This window comes from Sphingobacterium thalpophilum, from assembly GCF_901482695.1.
GTDB lineage: Bacteria > Bacteroidota > Bacteroidia > Sphingobacteriales > Sphingobacteriaceae > Sphingobacterium > Sphingobacterium thalpophilum.
Map to the genome: position 1 here is coordinate 643,950 of NZ_LR590484.1, position 21,340 is coordinate 665,289.

A 21,340-nucleotide genomic window follows, 5' to 3' on the forward strand; every position below is an offset into this window, starting at 1 on the left:
GCTCATCATCAGGTGGGCTTTTCTTGTTTTATATTATTGCATACAATACTATTCCGAAAACCAAGCTCAGCAGAATGAGTGGCAGCATTCCTATCCGGTATCTGAATAACAGCAGAAGCGATAGCATTACCCAACATAAGGCTGCCCAATCCACATCCGACAACAAAATCTCTCCTTTAGGAAATAAAATACTTGTTCCCAGATAACAGGCTAAATTGACGATTACACCGACAACCGATGCCGTGACCAAGGAGAGCACGTACTGGATAGCCAAACTTTTTTGTGACCGTTCCATTAAGGGTGCCCCTACAAAGATCAATGCAAAATTGGGCAGGAAAGTAAAATAAGCGGTCGCCAAGAGTCCGATGGATGCCATTGCATAGGAATGGCCAAAGTAGTTGAACCCCGCCATAAATCCTACATATGCCAATACGATTACCAGAGGTCCGGGAGTGGTTTCGGCCAGCGCAAAACCATCGATCATCTGTGCTTTTGAAAGCCACAAAAGCTTTTCCGTCACCACATGTGCCACAAAAGGGATAACGGTATATGACCCTCCAATTGTCAGATAGGCTGATTTGGTAAACAAAAAAGACAAGGACTGCCAGAACCGAGCATCCGGCATAAACAAAAGTAAAAATGCAAAAGGCCCCAGCCATAGCATGAAAAATACAAACAACTGAAAGGCGATCTTTCGAATACTGGCGGGCGGCACACTTTGCAAAGAGTTGACAGGATATTGGCTTTCCATAACATCCTTCCCGGAGTCTACAGGCTGGGGCTGTGCGCCTGTTATCTTGAAGAAATAGGCTACCAGACCTAAGATGATCACTCCCAAGATAATCCACGGCATTGGAACTTTTGCCAGATAACTAAGTAAAAATGCCGCCAAGGCAACGCTGTAATGCCATAAGCTGGATAAAGACTTGCGTCCCACCTGATAAGTGGCAAATAATATAATGGCAAGGACAGCCGGTTTCAATCCCGAAAATAAAGCACTTAGAAAAGTGGAATGGCCAAAATACACATAGATTAACGAAAGCCCGAATATGATCAGTAAAGAAGGCATAATAAAAAATAAGCCAGCCAAGATGCCGCCCCTGAGACCATGCAGTTTCCAGCCCAGATAAATACTGAGCTGATGAGCCTCGGGTCCGGGCAGTAACATGCACGTATTGAGGGCCTGAAAAAATTTTTTGCTGCTGACCCACCTCTTCTTGTCGACCAAAAAATCGTGCATGATGGTAATATGTCCGGTCGTACCGCCAAAGCTTATCCAGCCCAAGACAAACCAAAACCGGACGGCTTCTTTAAAGTTTGGTATAAGCGGTTTATCGTCTTGACACGGTTTATTATTTTCCAACAAATTCCCCGTTTTATCGTTAACATAAGTTTGGTATGGCCAAACTGCAGCTCTCTGCTGCAGTTTCATGATAACATAAAAAAAGCGATATATTGAAAATATCTCGCTTTTTAAATCAGAAAAAAATCCTGACAGTTTTACTTCTGGTCTAAAATGGTGACTTCTACGCGTCTGTTTTTCTGACGGCCTTCAGGAGTTTTATTATCCCCCACAGGATTTGACTGTCCGAATCCTTTTGCTGTAATTCGGGATTCCTGCACCCCTGAATCAACTAAAAATTTCTTCACTGACGCGGCTCTTTTTTCAGACAGCCACTGGTTATATTCAACTGTACCAGTCGCATCCGTATAGCCATCCACCTTAATTTTGTTATTGTTCTCTTTCAATATCAAGGCCAGCTTGCTTACTTCACTTTTCGCTTTTTCAGAAAGATAAGAAGAATTTGTCGGGAACAACAAATCAGATGAAATACTGAACTTGATTCCTTCATCTGTTCTTTTAGCATCATTAAAGTCTTTTTTTACGTTTTTCAAGCCATCATCCGTTCCATCTTTGGTCACAACAGCACCGGGATTAACCACGATCGCCTGCTGTTTACAGGAAAATAACGATAAGCTTGCACATATGGCTAATACTCCCCAATTATTTTTTCTAAGCATCGTTCTTAACGTATATATTATCGATTTAAGTACTGTAAATATAAGGAAAAAAGTCCAAAAACATGTCCCTATCCTCAGTTATATCGTAACAAATCTATTTCTTCACATAGACAGTTTCCAGTGTTTTTCTGATCTCAGGGATCTGCTCATACAGCTTCCAGATCATACCTGAATGTGCATTCTCAAGCATCACCGCAATTGTAGCCTGGTTACGCGCGCGGTAGCTTTCAGAAACATCATTATTTTTAAGATCTATCCATGCCCTAAAACCGTATTGCGTAAACAGCACATCTGCATACTCTTCATAAAACTTGCGTAAGGCTTTTAAACCTATTTCCTTTTCGAAAGGATAAGAAGCTATTGCTATAGCCGGGTTGACAAGATATCCCTGATAGCTATTATCGGCTTGTTCCACCCCCCAGATATCAGTAAACCTTGTGCCGATGTTCAGCTCATTATCCCGTCTTTTATAGGCTAGTATATAATCGGACAGGTATTTCTTGTAGTCCACAAAGTTATCCGTTTTTCCGGTAGGATTCATAACTAGAAAAGGTCTGTATACTGACATAAGGGATTCGGTCAGGTTACCTCCAGCAATACTTTTCGCAAAAATCACCTTGTCGTCCGCATAAATCGAAGTACCGGTCGTACCTGCATTTCCCATTAAGGGATTAGTGCTCGATGGTTGAGTCAGTGTATCATTTGGGTTCACTTTTAGCTCGGGTGCCAATAGCTCGACAGAATCTACAAAATCCAGCGTATCGACGTGTCTGGTGGCAAATCCATTCATATAAGCCGAAGGTGCTAAGGGATGTGTAGGAGAAGACATCGCCAAAATGTAGGTACTCAAACTCTCATTAAAACCGCCCAAAGGCTGGGCCCGCGAAGTACTATCAATAGGCGACCATTTGTTCCACAGTACATCCGGATTAGCCGTATCGGTAAAATAATTCCAATTTATTCGTTTCCAAAGCTCAGTAATGGTATTTCTCAGCTCCCTCTCCTGGGGATCCTCCTTGGAGAAATACTCCCTGGCGATCAATAAAGATTCCATCAAATGTGAGGTTGCACGCACATCGTAAGTTGGAATTGAATCACGATAATAAGGTATACCGTGCCTTCCGTCATAGTATGCAGTAAAGATTCCCTGATGATTCTGGGCAGCATTCAGGAATTTAACCATGCGGGAGAGGCGTGACAGTAAAGCTTGTCTAGACATCAATTTATTCTCGCAGGCTACCAACAGTCCCAATACTGCATAGGCAGTTTCATTTGTCGAAACGATAGCCTGCCTGTTCCCCCTATCGGGAAGATACATACCGCTGTTTACATCATAATTATCGATAAAATAGTTAACATGAGCATCCCGGATAAACGTAAGCATCTCGGCGTCGGTACCCTTTCTGGTCTGTATTTCCTTTACATCCGAGAACGGTGATTCGACATAGTTATAATCCACCCAGGCAATTTTATAATAATAGCTTTTATTATACTCGTTGACTCTATCCAGGCATTTCTGGACATAAATCGGCAGGATGGCGATCGGTTGAAAATTCTCCCTGTCTTCTGAACGGTAGATTTTCACATAGCGGATACTCGGCGTCAGCGGCAACTGCCAGACGAGTTCAACCTGCTTATCTACAGCAGCTACCTTCGATAAAATAGCTGCCGATGACAGCTTTACTTTCGGATAGTTTTTGGGCAGAAATTCAATTTGGTCAATAAAAAGCTGATGCGTAATTGTAGCGCTGCCATTTTGTTCCAACAGTAGGGCCGACACCGCCCTCCCCACTCCTATACCTTCAAACTTAGTGACGGGAATTGAGACGTTGAGCCATGTGTCATAGGAAAAATCATCGATATAAGGCGCTAGGTCCAAAGCCGCGGTACGTACGTCGCCTTGTTGCAGAGACACCTTAGGCAGCTGTCCTTTTTCAGTATTGCTCTGAATAAACAATTTAAAGGTCAAATGATCATCTTTCGCAATCATATACTGAAATTTCTGTTTATCATTCAGTATACTGGCCTCCCATTTGCCGTTGGGCGAAGAGACATAACGCAGCGAAAGGGAATTACCCGGAGTAAAAAACAGACTATCGGAAATGGGTAAACTGTGCCCCACATTCTGTATCCAGGATTCACCGGTATAATGTGCTATGCTTTTGGCATAGCTACCATTAATAATACTGTTGTCAAAGAGCACTTCTGGATAGCTTTCTGACCGCGCCAATACAGGTGAAATCAATAGGAAAAGAAAGTAAAAGTATTTATTCAGCATAAGTCAACATTTTTCACTGGCCTACCATCAAAAACTAAGCCACCGCTATGATTATAATACAAATGTAACAAAGGATTTCCAATGATATTGTACGCTCTAATTTTAATTTCGGAAAAAATGCGCTAAATTAGCCCCCTGAATATTTTCATAAAATAGATATATGAAAACTACGTTTGATTTTGAAAAGCCGATTGCAGATTTGCAATTGCAAATTGAAAAGGTGACACAAGTTGCCGAGAAAACTCAGGTAGACATGAGTGCGACTATTCGTGAGCTTGAGGAAAAACTTGCTTCTACGGAAAAAGAAATATATAGCAATTTAACTGGATGGCAGAATGTGCAAATGTCACGCCATCCGGACCGCCCCCAGACATACGACTATATCGAAGCCATCTGTGATGAATTTGTCGAACTGCATGGCGACAGGACGGTCAAAGACGATAAAGCTATTGTCGGGGGAATGGCTTCCATCGATGGTAATGCCGTCATGATTATTGGACACCAAAAAGGAAAAAACACCAAAGAGCGTCAGTACCATAATTTTGGAATGGCAAATCCGGAAGGTTATCGGAAAGCCCTACGTCTGATGAAGATGGCCGAGAAATTCAATAAACCGGTCATCACTCTTATTGACACCATGGGAGCTTATCCCGGACTGGAAGCTGAAGAACGTGGACAAGGTGAAGCTATCGCCCGCAACTTAATGGAGATGTCTGTACTTAAAGTTCCTATTATCTGTATTGTAATAGGCGAGGGCGCGTCCGGTGGTGCTCTGGGCATTGGTGTGGGTAACCGTGTCTATATGATGGAGCACACGTGGTATTCGGTTATTTCACCTGAATCATGCTCTTCCATCCTTTGGCGCAGTTGGGATCATAAGGAAAAAGCTGCAGAGGCACTGAAGTTGACTGCTCATGACATGTTGGGGAATGGATTGATCGATGGGATTATTCCTGAACCGCTAGGTGGCGCACATCAGGATCCTGCAAAAGCTGCAAGCAATTTAAAAGAACAGTTGTTAAGAGACTTGGCAGAGCTGACCGCTAAAGATAGCGACACCCTTATCAAAGAGCGGATCGACAAGTTCAGCAATATGGGTGTTGTGACAGAATAAGATTTTTCTCGACGCTAAAGATATTGAGAAAGCCGGCATTACCTCGCCGGCTTTTTTCGTATGATTGGAATAGTCCCAAAACAAACCTGCTCTGAATTGCCTAGAGATAATGTCGATGTGGTTTCCCCGATGACGATCCATCGCAATAAAGAATAACCAAGTAATTTTTAACCTGTTACAAATTATATCTGCAAAAAGACCAAAAACATTTGGAAGCAACGACAACTTTTCATACCTTTGCATCACTTTCAAAAACGGAAAGGATTCCGTAGCTCAGCTGGTAGAGCAATACACTTTTAATGTATGGGTCCTGGGTTCGAGTCCCAGCGGGATCACAAAGAGCGTGCTAAGGCACGCTTTTTTCGTTTAAATCATTAAAACCCATAATGCTCCAGATACTTATCCCTGAACATAAATGCCTCTGATGTTTCATCTATAACGAAATTCACCATCCGCTTTTCCACTCCTCCGTTATCACTACTATACTGCTGTGCATCGAAGGATGCCGGGAACGGAAATTGATTGATAGTATCAATGTCCATTGTGATTTAATGCTGTCAAGCTCCGCCCTGGTAATCTTTTTAAAGGTTTCTACCAAATAGGAACCAAACATATCGTACACCAAATTTGCGTATTCTAATGGTGTTATAAGTTCATTGAACCTGTTAGAATAGCCTAAATGGAAACTTCTTTGGTCGTTATGCCATTCAGCTTTTTGTCTTTAAAAGCTGGGCAAAATTTTTTAGGTGTCAATACGTTTGCCCAAATAAAATCGAAAACTAAATTTGCAATCCGCCGTCCACCCTTGGTCTTTTGAAATTTTTAGGATGAAAAGCACTAATTTTAACAATTAAAAATTTTCAGATTTGCTTGGTTAACTACTAATGCGCTATTATCTTGTAGCATAGTTAACGACTTAACTAAAATAGTTCATTTAAAATCATTTGATGTGGTGTCCTTTATGGTGTCCATTGCTTTAAGTATAAATAAAAAAAACTGAATATCAGATCATTGTAAAAATATATTGATGATCCCCGCGGACCACAAAAAAAGGCTGATCAAATGATTAACCTTTTTTGTTTCTTTTTTTATTATTGACCATGAAGAACCATACAGCGATTTTTATAGCCACCCGCACTCGCCGGCGCATAAATTCATCCGACCCAAGACATAATGCCCCATTTAAGTGGAATGGGCATCTAAAATCAGCCATGTTAAAAAACCTATGCTCTACTAAACTGTTAATTAGGATGGGCACAAAGTCTAACTGTACTGCAAAAAATATTTCTATCACAGAAAGCTACAAGTAATCAGTATTTGTACAATATTTGTTAAAAAAATCAATGACATGGAAAAGCTAACTGCCAAAGCCAGTATTCAGATTCAAAAACCTATTCACGAAGTTTTTGAAGCAATTGTCGACCCCAATAAAATGAGTCACTATTTTATTAAAGGTTCCACGGGACGTCTTGAGACGGGAAAGACTATTGATTGGACCTTTCCCGAATTCGCAGAGAGTTTCCCAGTAACGGGGAAGACCATCGAGGCTGATTCTTATATTTCGTTTGACTGGAGCGGGGGCACTGCTGGCCAGTTGGTCGAAATCCACTTGTCTACTTATGGCGATAGCGCAACGGTTGTCAAAATTACGGAACATGAAATGAACAATGACAAGGACGGTATTTTGATCATGATGCGGCAGACGGAAGGCTGGGCAAATTTTCTGGCTTGTCTTAAAGCCTATCTAGAATACGGTATTAATCTAAGGACCGCTGCCTTCGATTTTATGTTTCAACAACCGTAAAAACAGAATTTAATATAGCCTGCAAAGACGATAAATGACAACAAACAAAGGGGCTTATACAGAATATTGTATCGACGACTCTATAGTTACAATAGCTAGCTCAGGACAAAAGCAGATAGCATCAGGTAGATCAGTCTGAAGCATCAAAAACTAGAAGCAGATTATGGCAAATAGCATTTCGACAATTGACGAATATATCAATCAATTCGAAGGTGAGAAGAAAAATTACCTTATAAAGATCCGACGGCTTCTTGCCGAGGTGGTACCTGATTCGGCAACAGAGACCATCTCTTATCAGATGCCCACATTTCGATTTCATGGTAATCTGATCCATTTTGCAATGAATAAACAGCATCTCGGCCTGTATCCGGGTCCGGAGGCTATTGCACATTTTGCGGAGCAGTTAAAAGCATTCAAAACGTCTAAAGGCGCCATACAGATTCCAATAGATCAGCCTGTTCCCGAAACTATTATCCGGGCTATTGTAGCGTTCAATGTTGAAAAGTTAAACAATAAGCAGGGACCAAATTGGCACAAAAGCCGTGGGGAATGGCAGGATGCAGAAGAACTGATGCAGCAGATCATACAAAAGATGCCCTTGAAAAAAGAGTTTAAATGGGGCAGCTCCGTCTATACGTATAAGGGAAAGAACGTTATTGGCTGGGGTGGCTTCAAACATTTCTTTTCCCTGTGGTTTTATAACGGCGTTTTTCTGATGGACAAAGAACAGGTGCTGATCAATGCGTCGGAGGGGAAAACCAAAGCACTCCGGCAATGGCGTTTTAAAGACGTAAGCCAAATGGACAGTGCCAAAATCGAAAACTATATCCTGGAATCCATTCAGACGATTGAACAAGGTAAAGAGCTTAAACCAGTCAAGACCCCTGTAAAAGCACCTTCGGGGATATTGCTAGACATGTTAGAAGCTGATTCCGAACTGTATCAACAGTTTAAAGCACTCAGCCCCGGGAGGCAAAAAGAGTATATCGAGTATATCGATGATGCTAAACAGCAAAAAACCAAACTATCCCGGCTAGAAAAAATAAAACCACTGATCCTTGCCAATAAAGGGCTGAATGATAAATATAGATAATGAGATTTTCTAAAAATAGCTTTCATGAAAAATTCAATTATTCCCTCTATCTGGTTTGACCAAAATGCCCAAGAGGCTTTTGATTTATACTGTCAGGTTTTCCCGAACAGCCACTGCCAAAGCACCTCTTCTATCGTGGTTGAAGCCGAATTAAACGGTATCCGGTTTATCGGTATCAACGGCGGCCCGATGTTTAAAGCTAATCCCTCGATCTCCTTTATGGTGATCTGCGAATCAAAAGAAGAAATAGACCGTGTCTGGGCTGCTTTTTCCCGAGATGGCCATATTCTGATGCCGCTCGACAGTTACCCTTGGAGTTCATACTATGGCTGGTTAGCAGACAAGTATGGTGTTAACTGGCAACTCTATCAAGGTAAACTGAGCGATACGAACCAACAGGCGATTGTCCCTACACTGATGTATTGCGGTGCTCACCAAGGTAAATGCGAAGCCGCGCTCCATTTTTTTGAAGATCTATTTAAGGATTTTCAGAGCAACGGTATCTTACGCTACCCTGAAGGAGAATTTAAAGGCTCGGTCCAGCATACTCAATTCGTTGTCAATGGCTTCACGCTTATGGCGATGGATAGTGGGGTCAAGCAGGACTTTACCTTTACGGAAGGCGTTTCGATGACCATCCTCTGTAAGGATCAGGAGGAAATAGATTATTATTGGGACAAAATCACACAGCAGGGAAACGAAAGTCGCTGTGGATGGTGCAAAGACCAGTTTGGTGTAAGCTGGCAAATTGTACCAGAACAGATCGCAGATTATCTTCAGCAACCCGGAGCCGTTGAAGCATTAATGAAAATGAACAAGATTCTGATCAAAGACCTTTTGAAATGATCCAATTTAGAGGTGAGGTCGGTCCGTCTAACAACGATATCCTTGTCGCACATGCGCAAAGAAACCGTTCACCTCTTTGCTCATGTGCACGATCGTGATCTTTCTAAGCGTTGACCTGCAGGGCCACCGCGTATAATTTCATCTGCTTGATCATAGACAGCAGTCCGTTTGCACGTGTCGGTGATAAATGTTCTTTTAAACCGATCTGGTCAACAAAGTATAGCTCAGCCTCCACAATTTCTTTGGCCGTATGCCCTGACAGCACTTTTACCATAAGGCTCACAAGCCCTTTTGTAATAATAGCATCGCTATCCGCAGTGAAATATACTTTGCCATCTTTCATTTCAGGATATAACCACACCTTGGATTGGCATCCTTTGATAATATATTCATCTGTCTTATATTGTTCATCAATCAAAGGGACTTCTTTACCCAGCTGGATGATGTATTCATATTTTTCCATCCAGTCGGTGTAGAAAGCAAAATCTTCAATTAACTCATCTTGTATCTCATTAATAGTCATAACTACTTTTATTAAACTAACATATTTACGGCACGCTGAATGCCTGCTATCAAAATATCTATATCTTCTTTCGTATTATAAAGGGCCAAAGAAACCCGGATTGTTCCCGGAATGCCAAAGCGGTCCATTACCGGCTGTGCGCAGTGGTGACCAGTGCGTACAGCAATACCCAGTTTATCCAAAATTACCCCAACGTCATAGGGATGGGTGCCCTCTATGATAAAGGAGATCACCGAACATTTTTGATCTGCGGTACCTATAAAACGTATACCCGGAATCTGGCTTAATTTTTCTTGTGTGTAGACCAGCAGATCGTGTTCATAGGCCTCGATATGTGCTAAACCAATCGAGCTGATATAATCGATGGCTTCATTCAGACATATGCCCGCTTCGATATTGGGGGTACCGGCTTCAAATTTAAAAGGAAGTTCGTTGTAAGTCGTTTTTTCAAAAGTGACATCTTTAATCATATCACCTCCGCCCTGATAGGGAGGCATGGCATTCAGCAGTTCCTCTTTGCCGTACAATACTCCGACTCCTGTAGGTCCGTACATTTTATGTCCCGAAAATGCCAAAAAGTCCACGTCCAGATCCTGCACATCCACCTGGATATGCTGTATAGCCTGAGCTGCATCCACCAGTACGACCGCTCCATGTGCGTGGGCGATCGAAATCATCTCTTTGACAGGATTAATGGTACCTAATGCGTTAGAAACATAGGTTACCGCCACAAGCTTGGTCCGTTCGTTAAACAGTCCACGATAGGCATCCATATCCAATTCGCCCTTATCATTCATCGGGATAACACGGATCTTGCAACCTTTTTCATCACAGAGCATCTGCCAAGGTACGATATTGGAATGGTGTTCCATGGCGGAAAGGATAATTTCTTCGCCTTCTTGGATAAAAGCTCTGCCATAACAAGTTGCCACCAGATTGATACTATCTGTGGTGCCTTTGGTAATGATCACCTGTCTGTCCTCCGGCGCATTGATGAAAAACTGAATCTTCCTGCGGGTTACCTCAAAAGCATCTGTTGAAATCTGACTTAAATAATGAACCCCGCGATGCACATTACTATTCATATCGCTATAATAATGCGCTATCGAATTGATAACGGATACAGGTTTCTGCGTCGTGGCACCATTGTCCAAGTAGACCAGGGGCTTACCATTTACCTCTCTTTTTAAAATCGGGAAATCTGCACGTATTTTATCTATATTATATGTTTCCAAAGCAGTCTAAATAATTTATACAAAGTTAATAGTATTTTATCGAATACAGGACCGGCAATCTGTTTTTTATGTCATTATCAAGTATTCCTTTCGCATTGTCCGTAAATATGCCCCAAATAACGCCACACACGTTTTTTTTCAGCATCACTTAATATCGATCTTTTGTCGATAAATATACTCTAATGCATGCTGTAACAGCTTTGTCATAAACACTGAACGCGTGCAATTATCCATAAAATACGCCATCTCCTGCGATTTTTCACAATTCTATTGTCCTTATATAATTTATTGACGCTATTTAGTTACCTTTGTATTAATATGCAAGAATTACCTCTAAATATACCCGAAGGGTCACGTAAAGAAGTGATGGCCTACTTGGAACCGTTCATGTTGAATGAGATGAGCGAATACCTGAAGCCTGTTGAAGAAATGTGGCAACCTGCTGATTTTCTTCCAGATGCTTCGAGGGATACGTTTTTTGAGGAAATAAGAGATTTACAGGAAAGTGCTAAGGAACTTCCATATGATTTAGTTGCAGTATTAATAGGTGACACGATAACAGAGGAGGCTCTGCCAACTTACGAGTCCTGGCTGACGATGGTTGAAGATGTTGACAAAAATGAACAGGGCGGTTGGATGAAGTGGGTGCGTGCATGGACTGCAGAAGAAAACCGGCACGGCGACCTATTAAATAAATACCTTTATTTATCCGGAAGAATAGATATGCGTCAGTTCGAAATTTCTACGCAATATCTTATTCAGGATGGATTTGATATTGGTACAGGAGCAGATCCTTACCGCAATTTTATTTATACCTCTTTTCAGGAATTGGCGACTAATGTGTCACACCGTCGAGTTGCTGGGCTTTCTAAGAAAAGTGGAGACAAGTTGCTAGCAAAGATGTGCGGTGTCATTGCTTCTGATGAAGCCCGTCATGCCAAAGCCTATATGTCCTTCATATCGAAAGCAATAACAGTTGACCCAAGTGAAGTCATGATTGCATTTGAAGATATGATGCGCAAGAAAATCGTGATGCCAGCACAGTTTTTGAGGGAATCCGGTGAGCCTCAGGGAGAGGCATTTGCCCATTTTTCAGATGCTGCACAGCGACTCGGAGTCTATACAGCCCTCGATTACGTGGATATCCTAAAAGAACTAAACAAGGAATGGAAAATTGATCAAGTGTCAGGCCTAAATGATAAAGGAGAGAAAGCGAGAGACTACCTTCTCAAACTGCCGGACCGCCTTACAAGGTTGGCTGATCGGATGAAGATTCCGGAGAAAGAATATAAATTCAAATGGATTTATGGCTAAATAAAAAAAGCTTGATTTTAGTCAAGCTTTTTTTATTTAGCCATTGTGAATATTCTTCCTTTCCGCAAGTATTCTATGTTGACCTTAATGGAATTTTGCGGAATGCTTCCCTATTTGACGTTGCCCATTAGTTTACGTACGACCGGCGATAAAGCGATAAGGACGACACCTGCTATCAACGAATATAAACCCAGTTGCTTGTAACTTTCCGTATAGGTTGTCAAGTTATCCGCCAGGGAGCTGCCTTCTTTTGTCTCGGCCATACTCGCGCCGATCAAGCCAGCAACGTACTGACCGTAGGCACTGGCCAAAAACCACATCCCCATCATAATTCCTTGCAATTTTGCTGGAGACAGTTTAGTCATGATAGAAAGTCCGATCGGAGAAAGGCAAAGCTCACCTACCGTTATTACCAATAGCGCGAGTGTAAAGATATCCAATGACGTCATTCCATCGTGGGCAAACAATCGTGTCGCGAAAAGCACATAATAGCCCAAACCTAAGAAAACAAATCCGAGACCAAACTTGATAATTGTATTCGGTTCAAGTTTCCGCTTCGCCAACCAGATCCAAAATAGTCCAAACAAAGGGGCCAGGGCAATAATAAATAACGCGCCGCCGGAGTTGTTCACGCCATTGGGATCGAGGGTCACTACCCCCAACAGGGAATCGTTCAGGTGCTTAGCAGCAAAAATACTCAAGGAACCGCCGCTCTGCTCATATATTCCCCAGAAAATAATTGAAAACAGAATAAATACGAGCGCCGCAACCAATTTGTTACGTTCTTCGCGACTCACTTTTGACATTTCATAAAAGAGGTACAGCAGCGTCAACGGCCCAATGGTGTACATGAAATAATCGGTATATTGCGTCTTGGACACCATAATCTGAATAACGGGTATAAAGAGCAATGTCAGCCCATATACAGCGTATTCCACCCATCGAGGTAACGCCTTAGTTTTCACGATAGCTTCTGGATCTCCCGGTTGTAGACCAATAGGGCCAAGATGTTTTTTGGTAAAGTGAAAATTAACCAAACTGATCAGCATCCCCACTGCAGCTAAGCCGAACGCTACATTCCAGCGATGCGCTTCTGAAATGATCGAAGTCAGCATATAACCTTTCCCGATAGCCACGCAAACGTAGCCTCCTAAGAAGGCACCCAGGTTTATTCCGGCATAGAACAAGGAGAAACCACCGTCCCGCCGATTATCACCTTCCCTGTACAATTCACCCACCATCGTTGAAATATTTGGTTTAAAAAAACCCGTACCAATGATGATAAACGAAAGGCCAAAGAAAAAATACTGATGTGGATCTGTAGCTAGAAAAACGCTACCTACGATCATTAATAATCCCCCCCAAAATAGCGATTTTCGAAAACCTAAAATCTTATCGGCAAACAGGCCGCCGATAAACGTAAATGCATATACGAATGCCTGTGTCGCACCATACTGAAGATTAGCCTCTTTTTCAGCAAAATTCAGCTGTGAAATCATAAAGAATACCAACATCCCTCGCATGCCATAAAAGCAAAATCTTTCCCACATTTCCGAGAAAAACAGGTTCCAGATTTGTTTTGGATATTTTCCTTCAAAATTTTGAATCTCTTCTAACGACTCGCGTTTACTCGCCTCCATAGTTAATTTTATATTAATCAAAAAAGCTTCTTTCGCAAAAGAAGCTTGTATAGTTTACTATTTAATTCCGTGCATCAATCTTTTGATCAAAGGATTGAACAGCATAACGAGCAATCCGGCCAGGGCGGGAATTGCTGTGAACAAGAAGAAAAAGTGGCTTAAAGAATACTCTTGCTGAATAGCTTCCACCTGGCCTCCCAAAACTGCTGCCACCTTCTGAGCAATGGCAATAGCGAGGTACCATATTCCAAACATAAAAGCTAGCATCCGTGCTGGAACCAACTTGGATACATACGATAAGCCCACAGGAGAAATAAATAATTCGCCCAAAGTATGGAAGAGGTAGGTCATTACCAGAAATACCATAGAGATTTTTGTGCCCGGCGCGATACCCCAGGAGCCTAAACCAATGATCAGAAATCCGATAGCAACCAGAATTAATCCAAAGCCATATTTGAACGCTGCAGACGGATTATATTTAGATTCCCAGATTTTAGATATGGTAGAGGCTAGCGCAATAATAAAAAAGGAGTTGAGGATGGAGAACCAAGATACCTTGATCTCAGACGCCTCTTTATTAAACTCTTTGTAAAGCATCCAGATCGCTGCGCCCCAGATCAGTGCAAAGCAGACAAATAAAACGATATTCGATAATGCAATTTTATTCCAGGTGACGCGCGCCAGTTTTACCAATACCCATGTAATAATAGATAGGGGCACAATGGTCAATAAGCCATTAACTACGTTGAATGTTGTCAATGCTGTTCCGGTAAGGGCCCGATCAATATTGTCACGCGCAACTAAGACCAAAGATGTCGCTCCCTGTTCGAAACTCATAAAGAAAAAAATCAGAAAAAAAGCCAACAGCACCACCGCAAACATCCGATCACGGACTACTTTGTCATACCGCAAAATTCGGGATACAAACAGATAAATGAATAGCACTAAAGCGATAATTACCATCAGATATTGTCCTCTTAAAAAGGAGGTATCTAATCCGGAGAAGACATCGATTATCCCATTTTTTGATAAAGGATCATTAAATGCATATACAAAGCCAATAATGGATACTATACCTATAAGAATGTAGTCCCGCAGCGTAAAAGGATTTTTAGTATCGGTATCGTCGAGCGGCTCCTTACTCTCTTCTACTACCAAATTGTCTGCTGTCACTTTGTCCAACACGCCCAGGTTCCCCATAAGTGGTTTAGCAAATGCAAATTGCAGAGTACCTAAAAACATAAATATACCAGCTAATCCAAAGCCCCAGTGCCAGCCATAAGTTTCGGCGATATAACCACACAGCATCATGCCAAAGAAAGCTCCGGCATTCACCCCCATATAAAATATAGTATATGCACCATCTTTCTTTTCCGGTAGATCTTTATACATTTCACCTAATATCGAAGGCATATTGGGCTTGAAAAAACCTGTACCCACAACCAGGCAGACGAGTCCTAAAAAAAACATGATAGCTGTATCGAAAGCCATTGCTGCGTGTCCCAAGGTCATGATAAGCGCTCCGATAATTACTGCCTTTCGGGATCCGATATATTTATCGGCAATGATCCCCCCGAGAATCGGTGTCAGATAGAGCATCATGGCGTAGGTTCCGTATAGTGCACCAGCCTGTTGTGCAGTCCAAGCCCAGCCTGAGAAAGGGCTTCCGTGAATCACTGCTGCGGTTAAAAATTGTATTAGTAAAACGCGCATGCCATAGAACGAAAACCGTTCCCACATCTCTGTAAAGAATAGCACGAACAGGCCTGAGCGCTGTCCGAGTACATTGGATTTAAAAAAATCGTTCGACGGGATTGTTGTTGCTTCCCCGTTTAATCTCCCCATAAGTAGTCAACCTTTATTTTTTTATAAAATACTTACAAAGAAACAAAAACAAAATCACTTTTGACCAAAATAAAGTTGCATAAACAAAAAAAGGCAATCCGTTGGATCGCCTTTTAAGTAACAATTTTAATATGCCCTATCTTTTGTGCAATTGCTCGTAAAGGTCGATGACCTTTTTTTGAAGTTCAATCACTTCAGTATCGCGCTGCTGCAGCTTCTGCGTTAGTGCATTTACCTCGTTGACATACTCTTTATCTTCTTCCGAATCGGAGGTCGATAATAGTTGAACAACTGTCAAATTGAATAATTTTGAAATTTGATTTAGGCGAGACAGATTGACATCTGTAATTCCTGTTTCAATTTTAGAAAATGCTGGGATTGAGATATCCAATCGCTTTGCAACATCTTCTTGACTCCACCCTTTTTGGTGTCTAAGTAATCTAATTTTTTTTCCTAATGCGTTCATCTGGTAGATATTTTAAACAAAAATAGCAAACAAAAATAGCATTTAAAAATTAATTTACATTAAATTATATTTTTTTCTTTAAAAATCCCGAAAAAAACGATCTGCGAGCACTGAGAGGTTAACCCCATTATAATTATTTAAACTCATAAGCAGTAAATTGTAACCCCTAGATTTAACGCCATCCAGAAAGGAGTAAAGTCCATCCAAACTTACAACAACCTCTAAATCAGGATTGTTAAAACTTTTCTTAATATTTTCAGGTACACTTTCCACATCTTTATTCAGCTCCTTACAGGAGTTGATATTGACATAGACCACAGATACATCCGACTCTTTCATAGAGTCTGCGTATTGTAACAAAAATGACGAGTCTAAACTATCATAAGAGTTTAATTCGATAATTGTGACCAGTTTCTGATTAGGAAATTGCTCTTTAACCGCATGAATACTAGACTTGACCTTATCCGCATTACATGCATAATCCTGATAGACCACAGACCCCTCTGAGCTTGCTACAAACTCCAAATAGCGGATAGATGTATTGAAGCTTTTGATGGCCTCAAAAAAATCTTTCTTCTTGATGCCCAGCCATTCGCAAACAGTATAAGCACCTGCAATATTGGATAAATTGTGCTTTCCAAATACCTGTAGCGGCACGTCTCCTTCAGGTGTATTGATATAGGTAATTCCCTTATTGATTGTATACTCCGGAATTTTATATCCATGTCTGTTGATCTTACAGTCTTTGGTGTCCTGCAGGACCTTTTGTAGCACAGCATCTTCCTTGTTGTAGATTAATGTACCTTTAGAGGGGATGGTGTCGATAAAATCTTCAAATTGCTGAATATAGTCTTCTTTTGATAATTTCGAATTATACTCATTCCAAACGATGCCAGAAATCAATGCAATATTTGGTTTATAGTATAAAAACTTGGACTTAGGGTCGATTTTGGAGGACACATACTCATCTCCTTCGATAATGATTACCTTGTTGTGTTTGGTAATATCGACCAGCCTGTCGAAGCCGCGTAACTGTGCACCGACCAGATAGTCAAACTCCTTGCCTAAATAACGCATGACATGCATGACCATACTTGCAATCGTCGTTTTACCATAACTACCGGCAATGACTACACGGATTTTATCCTGTGAAAGTTCTTGAACAAATTCAGGGAAAGAATAGATTTTAAGCGCCAGATCCTGCGCTTTCTTTAACTCGGGATTATCTGCCTGGGCGTGGGCGCCCAAAATCACGGCATCGATATCATCAGTTACTCTTTCTTCAAACCATCCCAGCTGATCCGGCAATAAGCCCGCTTCAATCAAATGAGACCGTGAAGGTTCTACGATCTGGTCGTCGGATCCCGTAACCTGATGCCCTTGCTTGGCCAATGAAATTGCAAGGTTGTGCATCACACTTCCGCCTATCGCTATAAAATGAATACGCATAGCTCTATTACCGTTTCACAAACTTGGCTGCACACCAATTATTTAAAACTTTTTTGGAGACAAACTCAAAGCCCAAAGATTGTGCTGCCTCCAGCAACATAGGCAAATCTTCCTGCTCATAAAAACCGCTCAGATACAATGCTCCATTGTGCTGTATACTGTGCGCATACTGAGGCAATTGTTCCAACAGAATATTCCGATTAATATTTGCCAGAATACTATCGAACGACCTGCCCTCCAAAACTTCATACGAGCCACAAAGGGGCTCGATATTATCCACCTGGTTCAGCACACTATTTTCACGCACACTATCGACACAGATCTCGTCATAGTCTACCGCTAATATGGGGTTAGCACCTTTTTTTGATGCCAGTATCGCTAAGATACCTGTTCCACAGCCCATATCCAGAACTGCCTTACCCTCAAACTCATCCTCTAGAATGTACTGCAACATCATCGAAGTAGTCTGATGGTGACCTGTCCCGAAAGACATCTTTGGATCAATAATTATTTCATAGGGAAAATCAGGCTTCGTGTCATGAAAAGTTGCCCGTACATAACACTGTCCACCAACTTCAATGGGATTAAAATTACTTTCCCAAAGCTTGTTCCAATTCTGATTTTCAATTTCGTTGACTTTATAGTTCACCTCAATTCCTTCGTCAAGATTGAGCATCAACGTTTCTAAAGCTTGCAAATCTAGATTTGCAGCCGGGATATAGGCTGCAAATCCAGATTCGGTATCTTCAAAAGTATCAAAACCAATGTCCGCCAAATCTGCTATCAACAGATCTTTTTGCCATTCTTCACCAGATAGCATTTGAAAGATAACCTCCAGGTATTTCATTTTTTTAAATTAGCCGTTAAACACTTTGGCAATATCTATAAAATCTCGCGATTTCAAAGAAGCACCACCAATGAGACCACCGTCGATATCCGCCTGTGCAAATAAATCTTTTGCATTTCCCGGATTGCATGATCCACCATATAGTATACTTGTATTATCTGCGGTCTCCTGCCCGTATTTTTCAGCGATAACTTTACGAATAAATGCATGGACTTCCTGTGCCTGTTCAGGGCTCGCTGTAAGTCCGGTACCAATCGCCCAGACCGGTTCATATGCTAAAACGATCGCTTCAAAAGCCTCTTTGGATAAGTGAAACAATCCATCTGCCAATTGTGTTTTAATTACAGTAAAGAAATCGCCGGACTCGCGTTCTTCTTTTGTTTCGCCAACACAGAAAATTGGTGTCAGGTCATGCTTAAGTGCAGCATCAACTTTAGTCGCTAACAATGCATCTGTCTCTCCGAAATATGCGCGTCTCTCCGAATGCCCCAAAATTACATGTGAAGCCCCAACTGATTTAACCTGTACTGCAGACACCTCGCCTGTATAGGCTCCAGACTCCGCCTGATGAATATTTTGCGCGCCGATATTCACATTAGCAATATTTTTCGATAATTGTCCAAGGCTTGACAAATGAATAAATGGGCTACACACGACCAATTGTTGATTGCCAATCACCTCATCTTTGGCCATATTGATAATCTCGGAAAACAGACTTAGTCCAGACTGATAGTCCAAATTCATTTTCCAATTACCAGCTACGATTTTTTTACGCATGATTTTTACGATTTAATGATATTTCTGTTAAGTTGATTCAATTCCCTTTTGATCTGTTCTGGAAGCTTCTGCCCTTTTGATTTGTATAACTCTTCCAGATACTCCATGCATTTGTCCAGGCGATAGGGCTGTACATCGCCATCGAACACCCATGCAAATGACGGTACAAATTTAGCATAAAAACTTGTATCTGCCAGCATACTTGCCATACCAATTACTGTCCCCGTATTTAGAGCTGAATTTATGCCCAGCCTTGAATAGTCACCGATAAAAGCGCCACATTTGAGGAGACCGGTGTCGCGAAAGGCTTCTTGCCTATAGTCATAAATCGACACCGTTTTGAGGTTGTTTTTCAGATTCGAATTGGAGGTGCCAGCGCCAAGGTTGCACCAGTCGCCGACAACCGAACAGCCCAGATAGCCATGATGCCCTTTGGCAGAGAAGTCGCCGATGACCGAATTACCGACCTCACCGCCCACTACACTCTGTTTGCCAACGGAAACATTACCATAAATTGTAGCCCCCATCTTTACAACGGCTCCTTGTCCAAGATATAAAGGTCCACGTAAACGGGCTCCTTCCATAATAGTGACCCCTTCGTCAATATAGATTGGCCCGTCCATCGCATTAAGAGTAGCACACTCCATAGATACATCTGCGCCAATAGAAAAGGCTGTACCGAGCAATTGATTGGTCGATGACACTAGAGGTTGCACCTGTTCTTCGACCAGCAGGCCGAAGTCGCTTCTAATTTCAGCTCCCACTGTCAAGAATAGGTCTTCGACCCCTTGTAGAAGACTGACCCTTACCGGCAAATCGCGGAGGGAATAATCGCCTTTGACGCTATAGCGAACAGCCACAGCCTGCCCTTTCTGTTGCAGGACATCACCGGCAGCCATCCCTTGGATAACCTTGAGTAATGGTGCGGATGGAACAACATTCGCTGAAACCCAGATTAAGCCCTCTTCGCCTCTGCTATCTCCAACGCATATCAGCTCAAGCGCTAGTTTAGACGCCAGCTTAATCCACTTCTCTTTGAGCGTAAGAATTCCTACACGCAAGTCTAAACAGGATTTGATAAAGGTAAACGGATATAAACTCTTTTTATCAAAAAAAGCTACCGGGTGGCTAAGCTTGCCCAATGGCTGAACAGTCTCTGAGCTGTCTACAAAAAAGATTTTCACAAAATAAAAGTAATAAAAAAAACCCGACAAATCATATTTATCGAGTTCTTGATATTGTAATATACAGATCTGCTACAATTATTTCTTGTTGTAACGGTTACGGAATTTATCGATACGGCCAGCTGTATCAACCAATTTCATCTTACCTGTATAGAAAGGGTGTGATGTATGAGAAATCTCTAATTTTACAACTGGGTACTCATTACCATCTTCCCATTGAATAGTTTCTTTGGTTTCAACACAAGATTTGGTAAGAAAAGCATAGTCATTTGACATATCTTTAAATACAACTAATCTGTAATTTGAAGGGTGCAAATCTTTTTTCATTATTATTATGATTACGTATATTCAATTATTGAGGTGCAAAGATAACTTATAAAAATGTAACTTGCAACAGTTATTCAGAATAATTCAGGGAATTTTTCCACACTTTGAGTTACCGGCATCAACTGCGTACAAATGTAACAATCTTTATTAATCTCCCAAGAATTATTTTGTTCTCCAACTTTTTTTCATTAATTTAACTTACTACAATTAAATCGTTTACATAATTATGAGCAAATTAGATGAAAAAATCGCAGCATACACTGCAGAGTCCAAAAAATTAGGTTTATCATTGGATGAAGCCTTTATTGCCAAAGTAACAAGGGCGATCGGACCTTCCATTTATAATCCAGATTCGGAGACTATCGCTGCATCAGATCCCGATGAACTTAATCGTGTCAAACAAAATTTCTTAATTAAAAAATTGGGGCTAAAAGATGGGCCGGATTTAGACAAAGCATTGGAAGAGGTGATCGCAGCCATTGGTAAATCCAATAAAAATAAATACCGTGTATTGGTATACGCATTATTGGCAAAAAAATTCAAAAAAGAATCTGTTTACCAATAAGCATAGACACT

At 41.4% G+C, this 21,340-nt stretch carries 20 protein-coding genes and 1 tRNA gene; 7 read left to right on the forward strand and 14 right to left on the reverse strand.

The genetic code is table 11. The features are described 5' to 3' along the window. Positions 1–28: 28 nt before the first annotated feature. From chrA to FGL37_RS02820, 3 genes are all read right to left on the reverse strand, one after another. The gene (gene chrA / locus FGL37_RS02810) at positions 29–1,363 is read right to left on the reverse strand and encodes a chromate efflux transporter (RefSeq protein WP_051607226.1); all 1,335 of its coding nucleotides are present in this window, start codon (positions 1,361–1,363) and stop codon (positions 29–31) included. 137 nt (positions 1,364–1,500) lie between these two features. Then, complete coding sequence (locus FGL37_RS02815) at positions 1,501–2,022, reverse strand: OmpA family protein (protein ID WP_028071336.1); 522 nt, start codon at positions 2,020–2,022, stop codon at positions 1,501–1,503. A gap of 94 nt (positions 2,023–2,116) precedes the next feature. Next, positions 2,117–4,300 (reverse strand): glucoamylase family protein, encoded by a 2,184-nt coding sequence (locus FGL37_RS02820; protein ID WP_028071335.1) that lies wholly within the window; start codon positions 4,298–4,300, stop codon positions 2,117–2,119. Between the two features lie 160 nt (positions 4,301–4,460). On the opposite strand from FGL37_RS02820, the gene FGL37_RS02825 reads away from it, so the two are divergent. Together FGL37_RS02825 and FGL37_RS02830 are read left to right on the forward strand one after the other, a co-directional pair. Further along, on the forward strand, positions 4,461–5,414 hold the full coding sequence (locus FGL37_RS02825) for an acetyl-CoA carboxylase carboxyltransferase subunit alpha (RefSeq protein ID WP_028071334.1): 954 nt from the start codon (positions 4,461–4,463) through the stop codon (positions 5,412–5,414). A 262-nt stretch (positions 5,415–5,676) separates the two neighbouring features. Then, positions 5,677–5,749: transfer RNA gene (locus tag FGL37_RS02830), tRNA-Lys, on the forward strand. Between the two features lie 39 nt (positions 5,750–5,788). Here FGL37_RS02830 and FGL37_RS25325 read toward each other — a convergent pair. Beyond that, the gene (locus tag FGL37_RS25325; protein WP_160169532.1) at positions 5,789–5,956 is read right to left on the reverse strand and encodes a hypothetical protein; all 168 of its coding nucleotides are present in this window, start codon (positions 5,954–5,956) and stop codon (positions 5,789–5,791) included. A gap of 806 nt (positions 5,957–6,762) precedes the next feature. Here FGL37_RS25325 and FGL37_RS02835 point away from each other — a divergent pair. The 3 genes from FGL37_RS02835 to FGL37_RS02850 all read left to right on the forward strand — a co-directional run bounded on the left by FGL37_RS02835 (position 6,763) and on the right by FGL37_RS02850 (position 9,157). Beyond that, positions 6,763–7,218 carry an SRPBCC domain-containing protein gene (locus tag FGL37_RS02835; RefSeq protein WP_028071333.1) on the forward strand — a complete coding sequence of 152 codons (456 nt, stop codon included), beginning with the start codon at positions 6,763–6,765 and terminating at the stop codon, positions 7,216–7,218. A 163-nt stretch (positions 7,219–7,381) separates the two neighbouring features. Beyond that, complete coding sequence (locus FGL37_RS25515; protein WP_197734449.1) at positions 7,382–8,311, forward strand: DUF1801 domain-containing protein; 930 nt, start codon at positions 7,382–7,384, stop codon at positions 8,309–8,311. 24 nt (positions 8,312–8,335) lie between these two features. Beyond that, positions 8,336–9,157: a VOC family protein gene (locus tag FGL37_RS02850; RefSeq protein WP_028071331.1), complete on the forward strand. Its 822-nt coding sequence runs from the start codon at positions 8,336–8,338 to the stop codon at positions 9,155–9,157. Between the two features lie 103 nt (positions 9,158–9,260). On the opposite strand, the gene FGL37_RS02855 is transcribed toward FGL37_RS02850, so the two are convergent. Together FGL37_RS02855 and FGL37_RS02860 are read right to left on the reverse strand one after the other, a co-directional pair. Beyond that, positions 9,261–9,680, reverse strand: a complete 420-nt coding sequence (locus FGL37_RS02855) for a SufE family protein (protein WP_028071330.1) — start codon at positions 9,678–9,680, stop codon at positions 9,261–9,263. Positions 9,681–9,691: 11 nt separating this feature from the next. Next, positions 9,692–10,915: a cysteine desulfurase gene (locus FGL37_RS02860; protein ID WP_028071329.1), complete on the reverse strand. Its 1,224-nt coding sequence runs from the start codon at positions 10,913–10,915 to the stop codon at positions 9,692–9,694. Positions 10,916–11,233: 318 nt separating this feature from the next. On the opposite strand from FGL37_RS02860, the gene FGL37_RS02865 reads away from it, so the two are divergent. Continuing rightward, complete coding sequence (locus FGL37_RS02865; protein WP_028071328.1) at positions 11,234–12,229, forward strand: acyl-ACP desaturase; 996 nt, start codon at positions 11,234–11,236, stop codon at positions 12,227–12,229. Positions 12,230–12,339: 110 nt separating this feature from the next. Here FGL37_RS02865 and FGL37_RS02870 read toward each other — a convergent pair whose 3' ends face one another. The 8 genes from FGL37_RS02870 to FGL37_RS02905 all read right to left on the reverse strand — a co-directional run bounded on the left by FGL37_RS02870 (position 12,340) and on the right by FGL37_RS02905 (position 20,764). Continuing rightward, positions 12,340–13,869, reverse strand: a complete 1,530-nt coding sequence (locus FGL37_RS02870) for a peptide MFS transporter (protein WP_037534056.1) — start codon at positions 13,867–13,869, stop codon at positions 12,340–12,342. A gap of 57 nt (positions 13,870–13,926) precedes the next feature. Continuing rightward, positions 13,927–15,714, reverse strand: coding sequence for a peptide MFS transporter (locus FGL37_RS02875; protein ID WP_051607216.1), 1,788 nt, complete (start codon positions 15,712–15,714; stop codon positions 13,927–13,929). Positions 15,715–15,850: 136 nt separating this feature from the next. Further along, positions 15,851–16,180, reverse strand: a complete 330-nt coding sequence (locus FGL37_RS02880; protein WP_028071325.1) for a helix-turn-helix domain-containing protein — start codon at positions 16,178–16,180, stop codon at positions 15,851–15,853. Between the two features lie 78 nt (positions 16,181–16,258). Further along, on the reverse strand, positions 16,259–17,629 hold the full coding sequence (locus FGL37_RS02885; RefSeq protein WP_028071324.1) for a Mur ligase domain-containing protein: 1,371 nt from the start codon (positions 17,627–17,629) through the stop codon (positions 16,259–16,261). A gap of 7 nt (positions 17,630–17,636) precedes the next feature. Beyond that, entirely contained in the window at positions 17,637–18,476 is an 840-nt protein-coding gene (gene prmA / locus FGL37_RS02890) for a 50S ribosomal protein L11 methyltransferase (RefSeq protein WP_028071323.1), read from the reverse strand. Positions 18,477–18,485: 9 nt separating this feature from the next. Next, positions 18,486–19,253 (reverse strand): triose-phosphate isomerase, encoded by a 768-nt coding sequence (gene tpiA, locus FGL37_RS02895; RefSeq protein WP_028071322.1) that lies wholly within the window; start codon positions 19,251–19,253, stop codon positions 18,486–18,488. Between the two features lie 5 nt (positions 19,254–19,258). After that, entirely contained in the window at positions 19,259–20,437 is a 1,179-nt protein-coding gene (locus tag FGL37_RS02900) for a putative sugar nucleotidyl transferase (protein WP_160169531.1), read from the reverse strand. Between the two features lie 78 nt (positions 20,438–20,515). Beyond that, positions 20,516–20,764 carry a type B 50S ribosomal protein L31 gene (locus FGL37_RS02905; RefSeq protein WP_028071321.1) on the reverse strand — a complete coding sequence of 83 codons (249 nt, stop codon included), beginning with the start codon at positions 20,762–20,764 and terminating at the stop codon, positions 20,516–20,518. A gap of 226 nt (positions 20,765–20,990) precedes the next feature. On the opposite strand from FGL37_RS02905, the gene FGL37_RS02910 reads away from it, so the two are divergent. Further along, positions 20,991–21,329 carry a DUF2853 family protein gene (locus FGL37_RS02910; protein ID WP_028071320.1) on the forward strand — a complete coding sequence of 113 codons (339 nt, stop codon included), beginning with the start codon at positions 20,991–20,993 and terminating at the stop codon, positions 21,327–21,329. Positions 21,330–21,340: the final 11 nt, after the last annotated feature.

Excerpts from the sequence above, each read along its gene's own strand:
- FGL37_RS02815 (WP_028071336.1), bottom strand. The coding sequence starts at position 2,022 with ATGCTTAGAAAAAATAATTGGGGAGTATTAGCCATATGTGCAAGCTTA.
- FGL37_RS02820 (WP_028071335.1), bottom strand. The coding sequence starts at position 4,300 with ATGCTGAATAAATACTTTTACTTTCTTTTCCTATTGATTTCACCTGTA.
- FGL37_RS02825 (WP_028071334.1), top strand. The coding sequence starts at position 4,461 with ATGAAAACTACGTTTGATTTTGAAAAGCCGATTGCAGATTTGCAATTG.
- FGL37_RS25325 (WP_160169532.1), bottom strand. The coding sequence starts at position 5,956 with ATGGACATTGATACTATCAATCAATTTCCGTTCCCGGCATCCTTCGAT.
- FGL37_RS02835 (WP_028071333.1), top strand. The coding sequence starts at position 6,763 with ATGGAAAAGCTAACTGCCAAAGCCAGTATTCAGATTCAAAAACCTATT.
- FGL37_RS25515 (WP_197734449.1), top strand. The coding sequence starts at position 7,382 with ATGGCAAATAGCATTTCGACAATTGACGAATATATCAATCAATTCGAA.
- FGL37_RS02850 (WP_028071331.1), top strand. The coding sequence starts at position 8,336 with ATGAAAAATTCAATTATTCCCTCTATCTGGTTTGACCAAAATGCCCAA.
- FGL37_RS02855 (WP_028071330.1), bottom strand. The coding sequence starts at position 9,680 with ATGACTATTAATGAGATACAAGATGAGTTAATTGAAGATTTTGCTTTC.
- FGL37_RS02865 (WP_028071328.1), top strand. The coding sequence starts at position 11,234 with ATGCAAGAATTACCTCTAAATATACCCGAAGGGTCACGTAAAGAAGTG.
- FGL37_RS02870 (WP_037534056.1), bottom strand. The coding sequence starts at position 13,869 with ATGGAGGCGAGTAAACGCGAGTCGTTAGAAGAGATTCAAAATTTTGAA.
- FGL37_RS02875 (WP_051607216.1), bottom strand. The coding sequence starts at position 15,714 with ATGGGGAGATTAAACGGGGAAGCAACAACAATCCCGTCGAACGATTTT.
- FGL37_RS02880 (WP_028071325.1), bottom strand. The coding sequence starts at position 16,180 with ATGAACGCATTAGGAAAAAAAATTAGATTACTTAGACACCAAAAAGGG.
- FGL37_RS02885 (WP_028071324.1), bottom strand. The coding sequence starts at position 17,629 with ATGCGTATTCATTTTATAGCGATAGGCGGAAGTGTGATGCACAACCTT.
- prmA (WP_028071323.1), bottom strand. The coding sequence starts at position 18,476 with ATGAAATACCTGGAGGTTATCTTTCAAATGCTATCTGGTGAAGAATGG.
- tpiA (WP_028071322.1), bottom strand. The coding sequence starts at position 19,253 with ATGCGTAAAAAAATCGTAGCTGGTAATTGGAAAATGAATTTGGACTAT.
- FGL37_RS02905 (WP_028071321.1), bottom strand. The coding sequence starts at position 20,764 with ATGAAAAAAGATTTGCACCCTTCAAATTACAGATTAGTTGTATTTAAA.
- FGL37_RS02910 (WP_028071320.1), top strand. The coding sequence starts at position 20,991 with ATGAGCAAATTAGATGAAAAAATCGCAGCATACACTGCAGAGTCCAAA.